At 44.2% G+C, this 19,502-nt stretch carries 16 protein-coding genes and 1 tRNA gene; 11 read left to right on the top strand and 6 right to left on the bottom strand.

Features of this window, described 5'->3' with window-relative positions; genetic code table 11:
* Positions 1–113: 113 nt before the first annotated feature.
* From prfA to murA, 3 genes are all read left to right on the top strand, one after another.
* Positions 114–1,190, top strand: a complete 1,077-nt coding sequence (gene prfA, locus AZI85_RS16205; protein ID WP_063205868.1) for a peptide chain release factor 1 — start codon at positions 114–116, stop codon at positions 1,188–1,190.
* A gap of 176 nt (positions 1,191–1,366) precedes the next feature.
* On the top strand, positions 1,367–2,248 hold the full coding sequence (prmC, locus tag AZI85_RS16200; protein WP_063245017.1) for a peptide chain release factor N(5)-glutamine methyltransferase: 882 nt from the start codon (positions 1,367–1,369) through the stop codon (positions 2,246–2,248).
* Positions 2,241–3,494: a UDP-N-acetylglucosamine 1-carboxyvinyltransferase gene (gene murA / locus AZI85_RS16195; protein ID WP_063245016.1), complete on the top strand. Its 1,254-nt coding sequence runs from the start codon at positions 2,241–2,243 to the stop codon at positions 3,492–3,494. Before prmC ends, murA begins: the two co-directional genes overlap by 8 nt.
* Positions 3,495–3,542: 48 nt before the next feature.
* On the opposite strand, the gene AZI85_RS16190 is transcribed toward murA, so the two are convergent.
* Both AZI85_RS16190 and AZI85_RS16185 read right to left on the bottom strand, forming a co-directional pair.
* Positions 3,543–4,442 (bottom strand): polysaccharide deacetylase family protein, encoded by a 900-nt coding sequence (locus AZI85_RS16190; protein ID WP_063245015.1) that lies wholly within the window; start codon positions 4,440–4,442, stop codon positions 3,543–3,545.
* A gap of 143 nt (positions 4,443–4,585) precedes the next feature.
* Positions 4,586–4,981 carry a hypothetical protein gene (locus tag AZI85_RS16185; protein WP_063205873.1) on the bottom strand — a complete coding sequence of 132 codons (396 nt, stop codon included), beginning with the start codon at positions 4,979–4,981 and terminating at the stop codon, positions 4,586–4,588.
* A 272-nt stretch (positions 4,982–5,253) separates the two neighbouring features.
* Between AZI85_RS16185 and AZI85_RS16180 the strand changes: the two genes are divergently transcribed.
* The 4 genes from AZI85_RS16180 (at position 5,254) to AZI85_RS16165 (ending at position 10,273) form a co-directional block, all read left to right on the top strand.
* The gene (locus AZI85_RS16180; protein ID WP_063245014.1) at positions 5,254–8,154 is read left to right on the top strand and encodes a tetratricopeptide repeat protein; all 2,901 of its coding nucleotides are present in this window, start codon (positions 5,254–5,256) and stop codon (positions 8,152–8,154) included.
* A gap of 26 nt (positions 8,155–8,180) precedes the next feature.
* Positions 8,181–8,489 (top strand): hypothetical protein, encoded by a 309-nt coding sequence (locus AZI85_RS16175; protein ID WP_063245013.1) that lies wholly within the window; start codon positions 8,181–8,183, stop codon positions 8,487–8,489.
* A gap of 314 nt (positions 8,490–8,803) precedes the next feature.
* Positions 8,804–10,096 carry a serine--tRNA ligase gene (serS, locus tag AZI85_RS16170; RefSeq protein ID WP_063245012.1) on the top strand — a complete coding sequence of 431 codons (1,293 nt, stop codon included), beginning with the start codon at positions 8,804–8,806 and terminating at the stop codon, positions 10,094–10,096.
* 87 nt (positions 10,097–10,183) lie between these two features.
* Positions 10,184–10,273, top strand: a tRNA-Ser gene (locus AZI85_RS16165).
* Positions 10,274–10,309: 36 nt separating this feature from the next.
* Here the strand turns inward: AZI85_RS16165 and AZI85_RS16160 are convergent.
* A complete protein-coding gene (locus AZI85_RS16160; protein ID WP_081111049.1) occupies positions 10,310–11,212 on the bottom strand; it encodes an alpha/beta fold hydrolase in 903 nt (300 codons plus the stop codon).
* A gap of 159 nt (positions 11,213–11,371) precedes the next feature.
* Here AZI85_RS16160 and AZI85_RS16155 point away from each other — a divergent pair, with 159 nt between their 5' ends.
* Positions 11,372–12,019 (top strand): DedA family protein, encoded by a 648-nt coding sequence (locus tag AZI85_RS16155; protein ID WP_063245011.1) that lies wholly within the window; start codon positions 11,372–11,374, stop codon positions 12,017–12,019.
* On the opposite strand, the gene AZI85_RS16150 is transcribed toward AZI85_RS16155, so the two are convergent.
* Entirely contained in the window at positions 12,016–13,986 is a 1,971-nt protein-coding gene (locus AZI85_RS16150; RefSeq protein ID WP_063245010.1) for a hypothetical protein, read from the bottom strand. The genes AZI85_RS16155 and AZI85_RS16150 overlap by 4 nt on opposite strands.
* The gene (locus AZI85_RS16145; protein ID WP_155724062.1) at positions 13,970–15,919 is read right to left on the bottom strand and encodes a hypothetical protein; all 1,950 of its coding nucleotides are present in this window, start codon (positions 15,917–15,919) and stop codon (positions 13,970–13,972) included. Before AZI85_RS16145 ends, AZI85_RS16150 begins: the two co-directional genes overlap by 17 nt.
* A gap of 328 nt (positions 15,920–16,247) precedes the next feature.
* Here AZI85_RS16145 and AZI85_RS17755 point away from each other — a divergent pair, with 328 nt between their 5' ends.
* Together AZI85_RS17755 and AZI85_RS16135 are read left to right on the top strand one after the other, a co-directional pair.
* Positions 16,248–16,424 carry a DUF333 domain-containing protein gene (locus AZI85_RS17755; RefSeq protein WP_172795348.1) on the top strand — a complete coding sequence of 59 codons (177 nt, stop codon included), beginning with the start codon at positions 16,248–16,250 and terminating at the stop codon, positions 16,422–16,424.
* Between the two features lie 8 nt (positions 16,425–16,432).
* Positions 16,433–17,530 carry a hypothetical protein gene (locus AZI85_RS16135; protein ID WP_063245007.1) on the top strand — a complete coding sequence of 366 codons (1,098 nt, stop codon included), beginning with the start codon at positions 16,433–16,435 and terminating at the stop codon, positions 17,528–17,530.
* A gap of 3 nt (positions 17,531–17,533) precedes the next feature.
* Here AZI85_RS16135 and AZI85_RS16130 read toward each other — a convergent pair whose 3' ends face one another.
* Positions 17,534–18,778, bottom strand: coding sequence for a hypothetical protein (locus tag AZI85_RS16130; protein WP_063245006.1), 1,245 nt, complete (start codon positions 18,776–18,778; stop codon positions 17,534–17,536).
* Between the two features lie 245 nt (positions 18,779–19,023).
* On the opposite strand from AZI85_RS16130, the gene AZI85_RS16125 reads away from it, so the two are divergent.
* Positions 19,024–19,491 carry a nucleoside deaminase gene (locus tag AZI85_RS16125; RefSeq protein ID WP_063205892.1) on the top strand — a complete coding sequence of 156 codons (468 nt, stop codon included), beginning with the start codon at positions 19,024–19,026 and terminating at the stop codon, positions 19,489–19,491.
* Positions 19,492–19,502: the final 11 nt, after the last annotated feature.

Raw genomic sequence — 19,502 nt, 5'->3', positions numbered from 1 at the left:
CGGAGGACGTTCTTGTATGAAATGCGGTTCACTCTTCGAACCGCATTTTATTTTTCGGTTCTGGCAATTTAAAAAATCATCTTGATGTACCAATAGATCTAGAGGCGGTTCGCATGTTCTCGAAGTTGAATGAGGTGGAATCTCGTTATGAAGAAGTCAATATGGCTCTTCAAAGACCCGATATTGCTTCCAATCAAACTCAATATCGCGCACTGATGAAAGAACTTGGCAATCTAGAGAAGATTGTTCTTGTTTACCGAGACTTCAAAAAGAAAACGGAAAACTTAAAGGCCAGCAAAGAGCTTTTGACTGCGGAACAAGACGCCGAAATGCGCGAAATGATCCGTGAAGAAGTGAAAGAGCTTGAAGCCGCTTTGCCAGAACTTGAGCACCAGCTTAAAATTCTTCTGATTCCGAAAGATCCTAACGATGATAAGAATATCATCCTTGAGATCCGTGCCGGTGCCGGTGGTGACGAAGCCGCTCTTTTTGCTGACGAACTTTTCCGTGGTTACGCTCACTATGCTTCTACTCAAGGCTGGAAAGTCGAAATGCTTTCTTATTCTGAAGGGAACGCCGGGGGAGCCAAAGAGATCATCGCTTCCATCACGGGCGAGTCTGTTTTCAGTAAGTTGAAATACGAATCAGGCGTTCACCGCGTTCAACGTGTTCCTAAAACAGAAGCTGCGGGTCGTATTCATACGTCGACAGTCACCGTGGCGGTCATCCCTGAGGTAGAAGTGAACGAGATCAAGATCCCAATGACAGACGTGCGTATTGAGACCATGCGTTCTCAAGGTGCCGGCGGTCAGTCAGTCAATAGAACTGAGTCTGCGGTTCGTATCGTGCATCTTCCAACGGGCATCGATGTAAAGTGCCAAGAGGGTAAATCACAGTCTTCCAACCGTGAGCGCGCCTTCCAGATTCTTTACGCGAAACTTCAACAAATCGAAGATGAAAAGGCTCGTAAAGAGGCTTCGGACACTCGTTTGGAGCAAATTGGGACAGGCGACCGTTCAGAGCGTATTCGCACTTACAACTTCCCGCAAACGCGTATCACTGATCACCGTATCGGCCTAACCATCCATCAATTGGACCAGGTTATGAATGGTTCTTTCGAGTATCTGATTGATCCATTGGTAGCGAACTTCCAAGCAGAAGCCCTCAAGAAACAAACCTCCGCTCAATAAGCGATTGAAAAAGGCCCATCGACTTCGTTCGGGCCTTTGTTCGCTCCCTCCGCCTTGCGCTGAAACCTTTTTGAATCGCCTTCTTTCTTAGTTATTGAAATCCTTATAGATATTTTCGATGGCCTTCATTTTCCCCAACACTTCTTCTAAAAAGAGAGTAAGATGTGGGGGCATATATGAAGCTCAAAGAGATTCTTGATAAAACCACCGCCTTTTTTAAGGACAAGAAAATCGAGACCGCCCGTCTTGATGCCGAGCTTTTACTTGCGCACGGTTTGAAACTTGAGCGCATTCAGCTTTACCTTAAATTCGATCAACCCATGAAAGATGATGAGCTTGTGATCTTGCGAGAGCTTGTTCGTCGTCGCGCTTCGGGCGAACCGGTGGCGTACATTCTTGGTTATCGCGATTTCTTTAAATATCGTTTTGAAGTTTCACCAGCGGTTTTAATTCCTCGCCCCGAAACCGAGCACATCATTGAAGAAGTTCTTTCTTGGAATTCTGATAAAGAGGCCGCACTGGGCTTTATGGATTTGGGTTGCGGTTCAGGTTGCATTGGCCTGACTTTGTTAAAAGAATATCCTCAAGCCAAACTTCTAGCTGTGGATCTTTCCGAAAAAGCTTTGGAAGTCGCTTCAAGAAATGCGGAAGCTCTAGGCGTTGCTGATCGCGTGAAGTTTCTGCACGCAGATGCCGCACAAGAAGATATGCTTATGTCGACTTACATGGGCTTTGTTGGAAAAAACAAAGTCGACGCGTTGGTCTCAAACCCTCCATACATTGCGCATCAAGATAATCAGGTGGAAGAAAACGTTAAAAAGTTTGAACCTAATTCGGCTCTTTATGCGGATGATAATGGTTTAGCTCTTTTGAAAAACTGGTCGCGAATCTATGGAAATCACTTAAGTCCTTCCGGACTGATGTTGATGGAAATGGGAATGTCACAAGGTGCGGCGATGAAAGAGCACTTCGATAGCTTAAAAATATTTAACGAAATCAATGTCGTCAAAGACCTCGCAAGTCATGATAGAGTCATTCGTGGAGTAACACATGGATAAAATGGTCGTCGTGGGCAATGGCCCTCTTCAAGGTACAGTATCTGCGAGTGGCGCAAAAAATGCGGCACTTCCAATTCTTTTCTCAACTCTTCTAGCTGAAGGCGAACACGTATTTTCGAACATGCCAAAGCTTAAGGATATCGAGTCGACAGCAGCTTTGCTTGAAAGCTTGGGCTGTGAAACTCGTTGGGATGGCGATAAGTTCATCGTCAAAGTGAGCCGCATCCAGTCTTATGAAGCGAGTTATGATCTTGTTCGTAAGATGCGCGCAAGCTTCCTATGTATGGGTCCACTTCTTGCGAAGTACGGTGAAGCCGTGGTTTCTCAACCTGGTGGTTGTGCGATCGGAAGCCGTCCTATCGATCTTCACTTAGAAGGTTTCAAAGCCTTGGGTGCAGAGATCACGCAAAAAGAAGGTTACGTTCACGCCGCTTCAAAGCGCTTACAAGGTGCTAACTTCTTATTTGAAACAGTGACTGTGGGCGGAACTGAAAACGTGATGATGGCCGCTGCTTTAGCTCAAGGGCGCACGGTTCTTGAAAATGCTGCGAAAGAGCCCGAGATCGTAGATCTTGCGGAATATCTTATTAAGATGGGCGCAAAGATCACGGGCCACGGAACAAGTGTTATCGTTATTGATGGTGTAGATAAATTGCATCCTGCCGAGCACTCCATCATGCCTGACCGTATTGAGGCTGGAACACTTTTGATCGCGGGTGCTATCACTCATGGTCAAGTGACTGTTGAAAAGTGTGTTCCTGCGCATTTGGAAACTTTGATTCTAAAAATGCGTGAGGCGGGTTTCAAAGTCGACACGACAAAAGATTCCATGACAGTCTTTAAAACAGATTCTTGGAATGCTGTTGATATCACAACGGCTCCACACCCACTTTTTGCGACAGACCTTCAAGCTCAATTCATGGCTTTGATGACTGTGGCGCGTGGAACAAGTGTTATCACTGAAACTGTTTTTGAAAACCGTTTCATGCACGTTCAAGAGTTAATTCGTTTGGGTGCTGATATCACTCCTAAGACACGTGTTGCCGTTGTTCGTGGTAAACCAGGTCAACTGACAGGCGCACCAGTGATGGCGACAGATCTTCGTGCAAGTGCTTCTTTGGTTCTTGCGGGCCTAGTGGCTAGCGGAGAAACTGTGGTAAACCGTATCTATCACTTGGATCGCGGTTACGAAAAACTGGAAGACAAGCTTTCTTCTCTCGGCGCTAAGATCCGCCGTATCGACTAAAAAAAACAAAAAGCCCTGAGTAACATCAGGGCTTTTTAGTTTCTGGAGCTATAATCCTAAAGCATCCATCTTTTCTTTTTCATATGTATCGTTTTCGCCAGGATAACGAAGGATGTTTTCAAACTTGCCGCTTTCCTTAGCTAATCCCCACAATACACTTTGCCCTGAAGGCATGCTGTTGGGAAGAATCCCAAACACAGGATCTTGAAAGGCTTTTTTAGCATCGACGACTTTCCAGCCCTGACGCTTAAACATAGTTATCAAGTCATCCAAAAAAAGCGCATTCAAAAGATTGTAGTGAACAAGAAGAGTATGTGTAACCTCTCGACCCATGACCTTCTTTGAAAGGTCGTTGTAGTACTGTGCCCGCTCCCACATGTGTTGAAGATAAAAGTCTTTAAATTTATTAAGGTCAAATTTCGGGTCTGCTTGAAGCTTCTGACGCAAGCGCTGATCGATGTACCAGTCGGAAGCATCAATCGTGACGTGACCGAAGCGATAGTCGTTTTTCTTAAGCCACTCTCGAACCGCATCGCGCTTTTCGACGGTGTCTCCTTCGGCAAGCATCGGGAAGCGGAATATTTTAACGTAACCAGCTTCGCCTTTAAGTCGCTCATGACAAGCCTGAATATCGTTGATTTCATCTTCGACCAAAACTTTGGCGTCAAATTTTTTATGATTTACCGTGTGGCTGCCAACCATATGGCCTGCGGTCGCCCAATCTCGAAGAAGATTTTGATCTCGATCTGTTTTTAAGTGTTTGCAGGCCACGAACATCGCGGCCTTCGCGCGATGCTTTTTTAAAACCGATAGCAGCTTCTTATTTCTTTCAGGTGCCGTGAGCAAAGTTTCTTCATGAACATTGAAGTCGTCCATAGTGATACTGATCTTTGCGGCAAAAGAAGAAGACGAAAAAACTAAAAGGAAAACAAATAACAATTGTTGCATGCATCAAAGACTAAAACAGGAATGATGTGAGGGCAAAAAAGAAAAAGGCCTACAAGGAGGGGGATCCGTAGGCCTTTTTTAGAGAAAAAAACTAGTCTCAGCCCGCGGAGGGGATGGGGCTGAGACCCTATGATCAGAGGTTATTATCTAACCTCGCTGATACCGAACACAAAGAAGACGACTGCTTTGTTCCCAGAACCGAAACTAGGGAGGGGGTCCACAGTTTCAAGCTCGAAGTTGGGAGCAAGTTGATGTTCAAGTTCAATACCGCTAACCATAACTTTAGAACCAACAAAAGGTGTAAGTTCGATTTGTGACTTCAATACGAAGAATGTTTGCTGATCTTCCATCGCCAACACAAGCGATCCATCAGCCAAAGCCACGATCTCACCAACGTGTGTTTTGAAGTTGTAGTTTTGAAGTTCCGTAGAAGTGATGTCTTCACCAAGAGCATTATTTGGAAGAACTCCTGCGCGAGCTACTGCTGAAATCGCAAGAACAACCAAGATGTAGACAGCAATCAATGCGTTACGAATCACTTACGTACTCCCCAAAAGTAACAACTAACGAAAGTCTATAAAGCAAGTCGTGTGCCAAACTGAGACAGGTCTAAAAGTGCCTTAATTTCGATTTGGAATCCGGTGGTTGTAAGAGCTCAACTCAAATCGGAACCAAAGGTAATTCCATTCTGGAACGGGGGTTCTATTCTGGAACCATTTTAAGGGCATTTCCGCGACTAAAGCACAGACCTTGGGGCCTGGTCCGCAGGGCCATAGTCCTTTGTCAAAAACCTCAGTATAATCAGGTGTCTATGTCGCGTATACAAGTCACTTGGGTCGTAAAAACACGGAATGGTCAGGTTAAGGGACCGTATTCTACTGAAGCCATTCTTCGCATGATTGGTGAGGGTGTTTTTTCGGGTCAAGAGATGATCTCGAAGTTGCCTGATGGCCAGTGGACTTTGATTTCGAAAGAGCCTGCATTTTACGACAAACTTCTTGAAGCTCTGGAAGGCATCGTTGATGTCGATCCAAAAAAAGCTCAGAAGATGGAAGCTGAAACTGTCATTGTGCAGCCTCCCCGTCCTTCAGCGAAAACGAATACACAAATTCCAACTCCGACTCCGGATAGTTTTGCGAATATTAAAATCGATAAGCCAAAGCAGCAGGTGGATATCTATGAAACTCCGGCTTATGTGCCACCGGCAGCGAAAATCTCTTCGGTTTCAAACGCAGGCTCTGGAAAATCTGATTCTGTTATTGAATTGTCCAATGTCGATAACATGGAAGGCGGCGAGCTTCGTAAAAACTTAAAGCTGCCATTTATTATTCTTATCGCAGTCGTTGTGATTGGTGGGGCTTTATTATTCTGGGATGCCGGTCCCGATGATGGATCTAAAATTCATTTGTTAGCTCCGGGTAAGTCGGCAAATACGTTGTCTGATCAAGCTGTGAAAGAAAAATTAAACGAAGCTCTTTTCGCAATGGAGCAAGACACTTTTGATTCTTACGTGTCGGCTCAAAATAAACTTGTCAGCCTTGTTGAAGGTGCGCCGATGAATATCGAAGTGCGCGCTCTTCTTTGCGTCGTTTATAAAGAGCTTTGGCCTTTTGCCGTTCAAGATGCGCAAGACATTAAGACAGTGGCCACAGCGACTCAATCAACACGTGCTTTAAATGTTGTCAGTCCGTTTGGACAAGTCTGTGAAGCCGTAAAGCTGATGACTTCTGGAAGATACAAAGAAGCCAAAGGTGTTGTCGAAGCGACCCTTGAAAGCAGCGAGCCGTTCTCTTTGCTTCCTGTATTGTATGCGTTCAAAGCGGAGCTGCTTGATGGCGAACGAGACTTTAACAATGCCATGCCCTACTATGAAAAAGCCGCCCAACTTTGGGATAAATGGTTAGGTCCCCAAGTGGCGTTGGGCAAAGTTTTCTTTGAGCAAGGCGACTTCACTTCGTCGTCAGCGATCTTAACTAACGTAATTAAGAAAAATCCTAAACATCGTGAAGCTAAAATCCTGTTAGGGATTGTTGAGTATCGCGGTTTTAAAAAATCAGATACAGCGTACAGCTATTTAAGTACGGCATTAGATGCGAAGGGGAAAGTTTCTCAGCTTGTCGAAGCTGATGGTTATTCCGTTCTTTCAGAAATCTTCGTTCTTCGCGGAGAAAAGAAAAAAGCCCTAGAAGCGGCTCAAAAAGGTTTTGCGCTAAATCCTAATAATACGGAACTTCGTCAACTCGTAATCCGCCTAGGTGGATCTGATAAAGTGAAGGGCGATAAAGGCCGTAACAATGAGCTTCTTTATTTAGGTGACCAATACGTGCGTCAAGGGGACTTCTTAGCGGCTCAAGCCGAGTTCAAAGCGGCTTTTGAAGTAGATCCTAAGAATGGAACTGCGGCAATGAAAGCGGCAAAATGTTTGTGGCAATTAAATCAAAGCTTCGAGGCGATTGAGTGGCTGAATAAAGCCATCAAAGCAGAGCCGAAGCTTGTGTCCGCTTACGTTTTACAGGCGGACTATATGTCGCAAAGATTTGATTTCGTTGGCGCCACTCAGATTCTAACAAATGCCATTCGAATCGCCCCTAATAACTATGAAGTTTTGCGTGGTTTAGCTCTTTTAGAGTTTAGAAAAAACAATATGGTTGGCACCGTGAACTATGCCCTTCGCGCCGTGAAAGCTTACGACGGCGATATCGAAACGCACATCTTGTTATCTAAAGCGAATGCTTTGCTAGCTCGTTCGATTATTCCTTTGAACAAAAAAGAAATTGAACGAAAAGAAAATGCTGCCAAAGATGCCATTCGCTATGCCACGAAAGCGGTTGAGATCGATGCGACCAACCCTGAGGCGCAGATCACTTATGCTAAAATGCTGGCGCAAACCAACGGTGTGGATTCAGGGATTAATTACCTGAATGAGTTGATCAAACGATTCTCTTATACTTTGGATTATCGCGTGGCCTTAGCCGAAGTTTATAAATCGGAAGACCGCTACAGTCAGTCCAAAGAGATTTATGAGCGTGTGGTTGAAGCCGATCCTAAGAATAAAAAAGCATGGCTAGGGCTTGGCGAAAGTGAAAAGGCTTTGGGTCTTAATGACAAAGCTTTGAAAGCTTTTTTAAGCGCGGCCGTTCTTGATCCAACGGATGGTGAAGCCTTGTTCCAAGCCGGGAAACTTTATTTGGAAACAAGTCGTTTTGAAGAAGCCATTCAGCAGTTTAAGCGGGTTCAACGTTTAAATCCGAACTATCCAAGAACGCACTATTATATTGGTAAAGCAGCCTTTTCTTCAGGTGATTTTACGACGGCACTTGAGGCTTCGAAATCTGAAAAGAAACTAAATCCTAACGTCGCTGATTCATATATCCTGGCGGCGGAAGTTTATACAGCTCGCAAACAGTTTGCGGAATGTGCGGCAGAATACTCTCAAGCCATGAAGCTTCGTCCTCAAGGTGCGGATATTTATGTGAAGTCCGCGACCTGCTATCGTCAGTCGGGCTCATTGGAAGTTGCTGAAGACATGTTGGCTTTGGCTTCTAGCCGCGAAAGCGGATTTGCAGAAATTTATCGTGAGCAAGGGGCGATCTACGAACTTAAAGGGGATGCTCGCTCTGCGGCGCAGGCTTATAATAAATATTTAGGCCTCTCGCCAAATGCCCCAGATCGTGTTGAAATAGAAAACAAACTTTCACGGCTCGGCAACTAAGGACGGACGTCAGGAGAAATTCAGCCATGGGAATCGGCGACAAAATGAGAGGGCTGGCAAGCAGCGCTCAAGAGGGAGTCAAATCCAGCACTCTTTCTTTCTTCCACTTCACTTTGCGTTTTATCACAGGGATTCTTTTAGGCCTTGTCTTGGGCTTAATCGGCCAAGAATTGATGGGCTACGGAACTTTTGCCCTTATTTTCGTAATGGTTGTGGTCACCGCAGTGATTCTTAAACTCCAATCGAGTTGGAGCTTTGGGCAGATTTTGATCTTTGACTTGATATGCGTTCTTGTAGGGATGCTACTAAGAATGTATATATTAGTGGCTCCGTAGCGGCTGTTGAAAAAGGCCCCATCGACTGCGTTGTCGGGCCTTTTGTTCCGCTCCGACGTACTTGGAGTACGCCTCCGCTGCTCAAAAGACCCTCCGCCTTGCGCTTGGACCTTTTTGAACAGCCTTGGTTCTGGGTATTGGGAACTTGGGAAATTTATTTTGGGTTTCCGAGAGAGCATAAGTCTGAGAAGAGTTTCTTTAGAAACTAATCTGACGAGCTCTGAATCGTGATTCGTTCCATCTAAAATTCGAATCACTGTATTCTATAATATTTTAATTTTGTTTTTGTGATTGTTAAGTGAAGGACGTTGACGATGATTGATATTAAACTTCTTGAGAAAAAAGCTGAAAATGGGACTTCTTATTTTGATGAGTATAAGCAGGGGTTGATCAATCGTGGGGCTTCGACGGATGTGCTTGAGCAGATCATGGAGCTTAATAAAAAACGTAAAGAGATGATCACTCAGGCTGAAACAGCGAAAGCGAATCAGAATAAATTGAGTGGTGAGATTGGTAAGCTAAAGCGTGAAGGTAAAGATGCTTCTGCGGTTCTTGCGGAAGTTGATACTTTGAAAACTCAAGTGAAAGAGCTTGAGGCAAAAGCGGCCGAGGCGGACCAACAAGTTTATAACTTGGCTTTGATTATTCCTAATAAACCTAATGCCTCTGTGCCAGTGGGCTCTTCTGAAAAAGAAAACAAAGTTTTAAAAACTTGGGGTGAGCCTCCGAAATTTTCTTTTAAAGCTAAAGAACACTGGGAATTGGGCGAATCTTTAAACATCATTGATTTTGAGCGCGCAGGTAAAACTACCGGAACTCGCTTTGCCTTCCTTAAAGGGGCGGCAGCACAAATGGAACGTGCTTTGATTCAATTCATGATGGATATGCACTCAACTCGGCATGGTTATACCGAGATGATTCCGCCGTTCATGGTGAACAGTAACAGTTTGCTCGGTACTGGGAACTTCCCGAAATTTAAAGAAGACGTTTTCCACTTGGAAGGCTCTGATCTTTATTTGATTCCGACGGCGGAAGTTCCAGTGACGAATTACTTTAATAACGAAATTCTGGATGAAAAAGATCTTCCTTCTAGCTTCTGTGCTTACTCTCCTTGCTTCCGTTCCGAGGCAGGCAGTGCTGGCCGTGATACGAAGGGTTTGATTCGTCAGCATCAGTTCGACAAAGTGGAACTGATGACGTTCTGTCATCCTGATAAGTCTTACGAAGTGCACGAGGCTTTAACGTCTCACGCGGAACAAGTGTTGATGGATCTTGAGCTTCCATTCCGCCGTATGCTTCTTTGTACCGGCGACATGGGTTTTGGATCCGCGAAGACTCACGACCTTGAAGTTTGGTTGCCTGGTCAAAACACGTACCGCGAGATCAGCTCATGTTCTAACTTCGAAGACTTCCAAGCTCGTCGCGCCAACATCCGCTTCCGTTCTGCAGGTGGAAAACCTCAATTCGTTCACACATTGAACGGATCTGCCTTGGCCGTAGGCAGAACACTGGTTGCAATCCTTGAAAACAACCAACGTGAAGATGGCTCCGTCGCGATTCCGAAAGCACTTCAGCCCTACATGGGCGGTCGCAAAGAAATCCGCTAAAAAGGTGCCTGCTTCTTTTTTGTACTGTAATGCGTTAAGCGCAACAACTGCTTGAAGTCTCACGTCAAAACCCATAAAACGGTCGACGGAGAGTTGGTAGAGTGGTTGAATACACCAGTCTTGAAAACTGGCAGCCCTTCGCGGGGCTCGAGGGTTCGAATCCCTCACTCTCCGCCATTTAGGGCTTCCAGTCCGATTTAAAATCCCAAAAAATTAATGACCTCTACTGATCGCAGAACCGGTTTTATCAATCGTTTCGTCAGTTCGTATGCGTTTTGAAATTACGGATCCTTTGTTCTGATCAAGAAACTTCGAAATTTCTGAATTCAGTTGTTGTTTGTGAGTGATGAATAGTCCGTGGGGAGCTCCATCATACTTTTTGAAAATCGCTTGGGGTACTAGCTTAGCGGCCGCCTCACCTGAGGTTTTCAAAGGAACGATCTTATCGTCAGTACCGTGAATAATAAGTGTTGGAATATCAAACGCCTTCATGTCTTTACGAAAGTCAGTGTGGCCGAATGCCGTGACGCAATCTAAAGTCGCTTTCAGCGAAGCCATCGTCGCCATGTTAAAACACCATTGTTGAGTTTCATCCGAGACAGGATGTTTTACCACGTTCACGCCGAAGAACATTTTCGTAAACTGGGCAAAGAATGCGGGGCGATCCTCTTCAATTTGCGAAATCATTTGTGCGAAGACTTTCGGCTCCACTCCGTCGGGATTGCTATCGTCTTGCAAAAGATAAGGAGTCACCGCTCCTAAAAGAATGGCACTAGAGATTTTGGAAGAGCCGTAACGACCTAAATATCTCGCGATTTCTCCTCCGCCCATTGAAAAACCGACAAGGGATACTTTTTCGAGTTTTAAGTGGTTGATTAAAGAATCCAGATCATCCGCATAAGTGTTGTAGTCATTTCCGCTTGCGGTTTGTTCGGATCGACCGAACCCACGGCGGTCATAGGTAATAACTCTAAATCCTTTCTTTAAGAGATCTAGAGTTTGATATTCGAACATGTCGGCGTTCAGCGGCCATCCGTGAATCAAAATCACGGGCGCACCTTCGCCCATGTCGCGGAAAAAAATGCGGGCTTGATCTTTTGCCTTAAAGAATTCCATGTGAGCTCCTCTGTTTTTCGATGGAAATAATTGTTATGCGAGTTACGCCTACATGCCATTAAGGCGCCTAATTTGTGAGTAATTACATTCTTGCTGTGCGAAAACATTGAGTTTCGCCACTAAGTTCGACAAACTGGCGACTCAACGGAAGGGCGATACATGGGAACACTCATCGATATTATTTTGCACTTAGATCAGCATCTTGTGGAATGGATGGCTTTGTTTGGTCCTTGGATCTATGTGATCATGTTCCTGATTATCTTCTGTGAGACGGGATTGGTTGTAACTCCTTTCTTGCCTGGGGACTCTTTGTTGTTCGCGCTTGGCGCACTGACGACGGTAGAGGGCGGCTTGAATCTTTGGATTTTGCTGGGGAGTTTAACTATTGCGGGAATTCTTGGCGATACCGTGAATTATCATATCGGCAAATATTTAGGACCGAAGGTTTTTGAATCAGACAGCCGCTTCTTTAAAAAACAATATCTACTGCAAACTCAAGAGTTTTACGCGAAGTGGGGAGCATTCACTATTGTGGCCGCTCGTTTTGCACCGATTGTAAGAACATTTGCACCGTTTGTAGCGGGCATCGGTTCAATGAATTATCGTAAGTTCGTTTCATACAACATTATTGGTGCGATCGCTTGGGTCTTTATCTTTATTCTGGCGGGTCACTTCTTTGGAAATCTTCCCGTTGTAAAAAGAAATTTCCACATCGTGATCTTCGGAGTTATTGGCGTCTCTTTGATTCCGGTAGTGTGGCCGATGGTTAATGGCTACTTGAAAAAACTAAAAGGCGCCAATCACTAGGCCGCCTTCGGTTTTCTTAATCCCTGCATTTTGATAAGGAACGGATTCGTTTTCAAATAGACCGGATCCAATTCCCCATAATATTTCAGAATACTTTCTAACGCGAAATCTCCTGAACTGCGGTGGCTTGCCTGAGTGCTTGATAGCAATCTGTGTAATGCGTCCCAAACATCGGCATTCAGCTGTTGTTTTGCGACCTCCACGATGGTGTCAGCGGCCACGCGGTTGTTCTTAGAAAACATGTTTTCCCAGATCTTTCTTGCTGGATATCCGTATTTTCCTAAAACAACGATCGTGTTTGCCTGAACGCGGTAGTCATCGTGATCAAGAAGTTTAGCTAATTGGTCCTCTAAGGTCTTCGTCCAATGTTCTTTAGGTATGATTCTGCCTATAAGGCTCACGTAAGCAGAAAGGACTTTTGTGCTAAGAAGCTTTTCTTGTTCAGCAGTAAAAAAGGAATGAAATGTTGTTTCAGCCTCTTTTGAGATCTCTTCAAGTGTCGTTTCAAACTTATGGAAGCGAAGAGCGTGAAGAATCTTAACTAAATCATCGTCTCTGCGAGTGATCGCCATCAATCTTAACTTTTTTAATGTGAAGAGCATGTGAGCATCGGCGCGGAAATAGGAAAGACGATCCCACATCGCAGATTCAAAAATCCATTCAATCGAGTTGAAATCGCGCGCGCGACAGATCATAGATTCTTCTTTGAATCCTTTGAGTTGATTCACCTTGCGATCAAAAACAAAAAGCAAGCCTTCGGTATTCTGAGAGGCATCTTGAAAGAATGTTAGAACTTGATGACTTTTGTCATCTACTAATGAAAGCAGTCTTACAGACTCGATAAGCGGAAGGCCACTCATAGCGTGACCTTCATCTAATTTGATGAAACGCATTACTCCGTGCGCGAAGGAGCCCTTCAATTTGAAGTAATAATTGGCTTCTTCAGGAAGGCCGTTTTCAATCACGGTTGCTTCATAAAACAAATCGCGAATGCAGGCGGCCGCCAAAGATTCAGTGGAAAGCCCCGGAGTCATGTCGTCTTTAAAATGAAATACGATCTCGTCACCGACGAATTGATAAATCAAACCATCATAACGTTGAATGACTTCCCTTGCGCGAGCGAAGTACTGGTTCAGTATAGTAATTAAATAAGTGTTGTCCTTTTCAAGGAACATCTGAGTGTATCCGTTCAGATCCACCCGGCACATTGTTGCTTCGAAATTGTATGGCGCTTCCTTGCCACTTTTCAGTTCGTGAAGAATCGCGGGGCCTACAGTCTCGCTATAGACCTCACTTAGTTTTTCTAGACGAACACGCTCTCCCTCAAGACCCATAGAGGCCTGAAGAATAGTTTCGGCTTCTTTGGAGTTTGTTTTAATCTCAGCAATTTTTTCGCGCGACCGACTTGCGAGAATTTTAGAAAGGTCGATGATGTCTTTGAGGTAGATGTAAACTACGACGCTCAATAGTATCGTAACTAGCAAAATCTCCCGAAGGATAGGGCCTTTCATCATCCAGGCCATTGCACGGATGTATTTCGCTTTATCTTGAAAAATACCAACCGTGAACTTTGTGTCGCCGATTTTCACGGTTCGAAGTGCAAGATGATCATTTTCGACAACAGCGTTAAACTTTTTATAATCAACGTTAATTCCATCAAGGTTGTCAAAGTTGTTATACCAAGTAAGAACCTCTCCGTTTCTTTGGACAATGAAGAAGTCTAAAAATTGCAATTGCCGTGCGCTGTTTAATCGATCCGTTAATAGGCTGTAATTTTCTTCTATCACTAAAGGAATGAAGCTTTCCTGAAGATATACGAGTTCATTTTTTCGCTCGTTCATTTGTGCGTCGGTGAGTTTACTGATGTTCGCGTAGAATTCAGTAAGACCTACCGAAATGTAACCAACCCAGAAGGTGAAAACGATTAAGAAGACAATAGATTTGTTCTTTTTATTTTTGACGAACAAACTTGTCTCCTTGATCTAGGAAAATGACTTCGCCCTTTTTCGCTCCATACGTATTTCCATAAAGATCGTAGATCGAGATGCTTTGTGCTTCGAGCTGCTTGCTGAAATCAGGGTCTTTCAACTTTCTTTTCGCTGAGGCATATTCACTACGACTGATGAAGGTAATAACCTCTTCTTTTGATGCGCTATTTTGATTATTAGCTGAACCACCCGAAGACTTGTTACTTGCCCTGCTTGGGATCTGCTGTGTTCCACTGATGTTTGGTGAGCTGTTGCCAAGGGAGGCACTAGATGCACCACCCGTGCTTCCTCCCGAAGAGACACTGGGTGCAGAGCCAAGCTCGCTCGAAGGCATACGTTGCTGCTGCTTAGATTCGTTTGAGACGGTTTGCCTAGTGTTTGTTGGATTTGTGCTCGAAACCTGTTGGTTTCGTTGTTGTACGGGCGTAGGTGTTACGACAGTGGAGCCTGAGCCGTCTAGTGTAATGCTTTCAACTATTCTTTCATCGGACCCTATTGTGTTACGCGAGCGCAGCGCAGCTGTGGCTGGAACACTTGATGAAGTTACAGATGATTTCTTTAGACTTGAAGATGTAGTTTCGCCGATCTCGGAATCACTTCCCTGTTTCGCCAAGCGAGTACTCGCTTCAGCAGGAGTGTTCATCGAGCCCATTAAATTATTTGCCGCTCTAAAAACACCGCCACTTTGTGAAGTGGATGTCTCGTATGCTTGCTGAGCACCAGCTTCGGTTTGCGGCGGCGGATTGGAAATAACTTGCGCTAATTGTGCTGGAGGTGGTGAGCCGGTTTGTGAATCCACCAAAGATTTTGGAACATTCGCAGTGTTTTCTGATGCAACACTTCGAGCGGCCGCCTTAGCTGTCGGCACATTCGATTCTTTCGCAGTCGAAGTCGCCACAGGACGCTTCACCGTTTCAACCTTGTCGGTTTTTACGTTCGCTGATTCCTTGGCGTTGACCTGGCTAAATGCCGTTGTAGAGTTTGGAAGCAAAGCCCCCACAAACTTCGGAACACCATTTTGAATTGCACCTTTTTTGCATGAATTGAGAATGTTATTGACGTCTTTGTCCTCTACCACGCCTATTCTATGTAGAAATTCATGCTGTAAATGCACAGGCTGAATTTCTAAGGATTTTGATTCGGGAACGAAAAGTGTAATTTGGCCTTTTTCGTTTGTTTTAGCTACCGACTTACTTTCTTTTTCATTCTCACATCTAATTAGAGATTCTGGGGGGGAGGACACCAATTTTTTTCTTTGAAGGGCGTCTCGAGATTTTAAAAGCTCTAAGAAAACTTCATTATTCTTTGTTTTTTGAAATGCCTTTTTGAATTCTGCACTATTGAAGCATTTATCGTACGGATTCCCATCAAGTAAAACTTTTGCAAGATTATTTTTTAAAAGCTTTAGCGATTTGCGATCCATGAGCGATGAGCAGCTAGCATCAATCATTTTGCCTGCGGCTTCAAATGCCACTGCTTCATTTATATTTTCTGAAAATTTTTTTAATTCTTCTTGTGCAGACTTAACGTTCTCTGTGCAAAGGTCTTTATCCGTGAATCCCATTTCTAAAAGTGGTCGGAGTTTGGCCTCTCGTAAAGTCAGTGCTTTTGAGTCCTCAACATAAAGGATCTCGGTAGCGGTATTGTTTTCGATTTTTCTAATCACGTAGCTACTTACTCTACCCAGCTCATACCTGATATTTATTGTGAGTGATCCTTTTTCAAGATGCCAGATGTCTACGAAGCCATCTAAATCAGAATCAATTCGAATATCTTCATAATCTTCATTGGCAACTATAAATCTACCAGGAATGTTTCCGCCTGGATTATATATAGGTGTGAACCGAGAAGTGCTGGCACTTCCCGGAGCCGAGGAATTAAAGATAAAAACAAAAGCGAGTATAATTCTCACAGACAACTTCTCGGAATAATTTATATAATTTAAATAAGGCGAAAGTCCTGCTGTATCTAAGACTAGTTTTTTTTCAGCCCGTCAGGGCCACTCCCAGATTGCGTTAAATTTCACTATTATTATAAATATGAAGTTATTGATATTTTTGAGCAGTTTGTTCTTTTCCTTGGCAGCCTTGTGCAAAGACGACGCCCTAAAACTGTTTTCTCCGAAAACTAATAAATATGAAATAATTAAAATCGTAACAAAAGACGGATTTAAGATTTCTTCTAACTGTCTCAAAAGTGGAAAGCTAGATTGTTTGGCTTGGAAGGCGGCTAAGGGAAGTTTGAAAACTCCTCAAGTGGGTCCGTTGATAGGAAATCCCGCAGCGAAGTATTGCAGCGTTTTTGACGCTAACAACAGAATTTTGAAGGACGAAAAGGCCAGGGAGTATGACTATTGCGTTTTTCCTGATGGTTCCATGATCGATGCTTGGACTCTTTATAATGGGCATCATAAATGAGGTTGACCATGAATAGATTGGTTTTACTAATAGGAATCTTCCTGACGAATATCAGCTATGGTGCTCAAGGATTAAATCCTTTTGGTTCAGAGTTTTCGCCAGATAAAAGCTCTGAACTTATTATCAAAAATATGCCATCCATTCGTTCGCAAGATAGCATTGGTATTTGCTATTCGTTTGTTGCTAGTACCCTTTATGATGAAGCGAACTGTGTTGCTAAAAAAATTACTGATTGTTCGTCGGTGAGCCCAGATCAAAAAGCATCTCCTTTAGATATGACTAGATTTGCTTCTGAATTGCCGCAAGAAGCGGACATAAGCGACAGATTTAATTATGAAGGTCTTAATACGGCAGGAGGAGCAGAGGCATTTACGCTCCACAATGCTATTCAATCAAATCAAGTCGCTAAAGAGTCATGTGCGCCGTTTGACCAAGTTGTCGCCAGAATTTCTGACCCAGCTCAAGCACAAAAAACGGAGTTGGCCATGTGGCAACGTTTTCAAGATGTATTCAATGAGTATAAACGAAAGCAGGCAAAATGCGCTGATTGTGCGTTGGAGTACGCGACAGCGACCGCAAATAGTTTGCGTGAAGAATTTAACTTAAAGCCATCCAATCAAGAGATACTCCAAGCTTTCGCTGAAAAAACTTATTCAAAATTCTTAGACAAACTTCTTATCCCTGACAACTGTTGGGACTTAAACAATCAAGTTAGTTTGAAGGGATCTTGGAAAGTACAAACTTTCCCTGATAGTAAGTCGAACTACGATGCAACTTTAGGTAAAATCAAAGAGGTATTAGGCACGAAAAAGCGACCGATTGCTTTGGGATTTTGCACACAAACTCCTTTAAAAGCTAAATCTCAAAAGAACTGTGGCACGATGAAAGATGGTAAACTTGAGGGCGAAGGACATGCTGTAGTCATAAAGGGTTATCGCAAGGTATGTAACAGCAAGAATCAATGTTACGATGCACTTCAAGTGCACAATTCCTGGGGACAGAGCTGGCAAGATAGCACCAATGATGGATGGGTTGACGCAAAGGAGCTGCTGAGTAGAACGTTCTTTGAAAAGAACAGTCTCTCTTGGTTAGAACAAAGCCAATAGGTCCTACTGCTTTTCAACGTAGATATTTTTAATATTGTGAAAGATCTCCCCGAGCAAGCCAGGTGCTCCGTCTAAACCATCTTTACCATCTGGCCCGCGCTTGCCGTCGGCACCTTTTGCGGCAGGAGGGCATGGGGCTGGATTTGCTCCCGGCGAACCGCCGATACCTCCTGGATGACCAGGAGCACCTTTTCCGCCTTTACCAGGTAGGCCTTTGCGCTGGAATACATACGCAGAGAATTCTGTTTGGTCTTCGATGAAGATGGTGAGGTTGCCAGTGCTACCGCCATCTTGTCCGTTTTGTCCATCGCGCCCAGGCGTACCATCTTTGCCAGGTTGTCCGTTTTCTGGAGGCTTTACGCATAAAGTAGTTTCACCCTCACATGGAGGTGCGTCGATGCCCAATCGTCGAGGGCATGGCTTAGAAACCTTTGTCGTAGTACCTGCTAATCCATCCAATCCATTTTTAGCTGACTCAACTCCCATAACCGCTTCTAGGTCATTGCCGTGAAGACCGTCTTTGCCTGCTCCGCCGACCATAGATACTTGAAGATGACCTTTTCCCAAGGAGGCTCGGATTAAGACGGTGGATCCAGAAACTTCATGCGGTTCTTCCATAGACTCACCAGGAAAACGAGTCACTATGTGCGACGAGAATAGAGCGCTTGGCCTATCATCACTTTCAATAATTAACTTTTTAGCTTTGATCGATAGATTGTGGCCATTTGTTTTTATTTTACCGTTCTTCAGAAAGTAAAAACGTCCATTGATTTCAATGGTACGACTTTCGGTAAGCTCTAGAGGCTTACTTACAACAAAATCTGTAGGGGCTGTTTTAACCAGTGTTAAAGCGGAATATGGAGCCATGCCAAGACTGTCGAAAGCAATCAAAGTAATCTCGAAATTTTCTCCCGAACTGACTACTTCACTATGGCTACTCTGAAGATCGGTTGAGTTATAGATCTTTTTAACTTTTCCGTTTATGGAAATTTGCACTCGCTTAGCTTCCTCAGGCCATGAAATGACCATTTTATATCCGAGAGGGTCTGGAGTTTCTTCGAACTTCACAGAAACATTCTGCTCCGTAAGCTTACCCTCAAAGGCTTGCTTTTCCTGTTCCTTCTGGATGGTTTCAATAACATCGCTATTCGCAGGAACTGCAGGCGATGCTTCGCCATCGTCCTTCTTAAAAGAACACGCTTGAATCAATAACGCTGAAATAATTAATGATAGAAGTCGCAATGTCATGAAATCCCCTAGCAGCAGAGTTATAAATCAAATTATGTGTTTGTTTCTACTGTCAGTTTTTTGTACAGGTACTTAATTCAATACTGACAAGGCGGTGGTCATTTAAGGAACCCAAGGGACTTCGGGACGGAGATACATTCATTTAAGGCAATTTAATTTAACTGGGGACAGCAGAAACCTGAGGACGACTCAACCCAGGCTCGAGGGTTGACTAATCCCCCGAGTCCCGCCAGTATGGGTCCCCTATGAAAAAGGAATTCATGCTTAGAGCCATTGAGCTCTCTAGAAAAAACATGCAGGCTGGCGCTGGGGGCCCCTTTGGAGCTGTCATCGTCAAAGATGGTAAAGTTATCGGAGAAGGTTGGAATAAAGTAACCTCTTCGAACGACCCTACGGCCCATGCGGAAGTTGTGGCCATCCGTAACGCTTGCGAAAGCGCAAAAAACTTCAGCCTGGATGGCGCAGAAATATACACAAGCTGTGAACCTTGCCCTATGTGCCTTTCAGCAATTTACTGGGCGCGCATCGGTAAAATTTATTACGCCAATACCAGAAAAGATGCGGCAGAAATCAATTTCGATGATGACTTCATCTATGAAGAAATCCCTAAAGCCATTTCAGACCGCAAAGTCCCGATGGAACAATGCGCTCACCAAGAAGCCCTAGCGGTATTCAAAGAGTGGCAAACAAAAGCAGACAAAGTACCCTACTAAAGACGGGGAAT

Origin of the sequence: Bdellovibrio bacteriovorus (assembly GCF_001592755.1) — a bacterium.
GTDB classification, from domain to species: domain Bacteria; phylum Bdellovibrionota; class Bdellovibrionia; order Bdellovibrionales; family Bdellovibrionaceae; genus Bdellovibrio; species Bdellovibrio bacteriovorus_E.
Note: the sequence above shows the minus strand (reverse complement) of the source record. Positions and strands in the feature narration are given on the sequence as shown.

Coding starts and splice junctions, on each gene's coding strand:
- prfA (WP_063205868.1), top strand. CDS start 114: ATGTTCTCGAAGTTGAATGAGGTGGAATCTCGTTATGAAGAAGTCAAT.
- prmC (WP_063245017.1), top strand. CDS start 1,367: ATGAAGCTCAAAGAGATTCTTGATAAAACCACCGCCTTTTTTAAGGAC.
- murA (WP_063245016.1), top strand. CDS start 2,241: ATGGATAAAATGGTCGTCGTGGGCAATGGCCCTCTTCAAGGTACAGTA.
- AZI85_RS16190 (WP_063245015.1), bottom strand. CDS start 4,442: ATGCAACAATTGTTATTTGTTTTCCTTTTAGTTTTTTCGTCTTCTTCT.
- AZI85_RS16180 (WP_063245014.1), top strand. CDS start 5,254: ATGTCGCGTATACAAGTCACTTGGGTCGTAAAAACACGGAATGGTCAG.
- AZI85_RS16175 (WP_063245013.1), top strand. CDS start 8,181: ATGGGAATCGGCGACAAAATGAGAGGGCTGGCAAGCAGCGCTCAAGAG.
- serS (WP_063245012.1), top strand. CDS start 8,804: ATGATTGATATTAAACTTCTTGAGAAAAAAGCTGAAAATGGGACTTCT.
- AZI85_RS16160 (WP_081111049.1), bottom strand. CDS start 11,212: ATGGAATTCTTTAAGGCAAAAGATCAAGCCCGCATTTTTTTCCGCGAC.
- AZI85_RS16155 (WP_063245011.1), top strand. CDS start 11,372: ATGGGAACACTCATCGATATTATTTTGCACTTAGATCAGCATCTTGTG.
- AZI85_RS16135 (WP_063245007.1), top strand. CDS start 16,433: ATGAATAGATTGGTTTTACTAATAGGAATCTTCCTGACGAATATCAGC.
- AZI85_RS16130 (WP_063245006.1), bottom strand. CDS start 18,778: ATGACATTGCGACTTCTATCATTAATTATTTCAGCGTTATTGATTCAA.
- AZI85_RS16125 (WP_063205892.1), top strand. CDS start 19,024: ATGAAAAAGGAATTCATGCTTAGAGCCATTGAGCTCTCTAGAAAAAAC.